Source organism: Acidaminobacter sp. JC074, assembly GCF_022496765.1.
Lineage (GTDB): Bacteria > Bacillota > Clostridia > Peptostreptococcales > Acidaminobacteraceae > JABXKX01.
Map to the genome: position 1 here is coordinate 1 of NZ_VANV01000183.1, position 372 is coordinate 372.

General features: G+C 36.9%; 1 protein-coding gene. It reads right to left on the reverse strand.

The annotated features are described in order from the left end of the window. On the reverse strand, window positions 1-335 hold a 335-nt coding region (locus tag EZV73_RS29260; protein WP_369123967.1), incomplete at its 3' end, for a hypothetical protein. Between the last annotated feature and the right edge of the window lie 37 nt (window positions 336-372).

The window sequence follows — 372 nt, forward strand, 5'->3', positions numbered from 1 at the left end:
GTTTCTCCCTCGTTCATCCTAAAGAGTTCATAATCGTGCACTAGGATTTGAAGTTTGCAATCCTTAACTTGGTTAGTTCCTTCGTGCATAATTTCTAGTTTTTCCCATATATCCTTTGCCGTTCTACAAGCGGATATTTTATTGTAYTCGCTAGGGGATAAAGCGCAAATGATGAGATTTTTAGCCTTAGCATTTAAGGAGTGAAGTCCTAYTTGCTCATCATTTAGATCTTCGTAGGGAATAGGAGTTTCGCTATCTCTAAAATTAGGTGCGACATATCCTACTTTTATMRWTYTCCAAAKTTTGAMRTTTTGGGMTTGTAAGTATGTRGTCATCYTATCTTTCCAATAGGGATAGTTAAGTCCGTCAAAG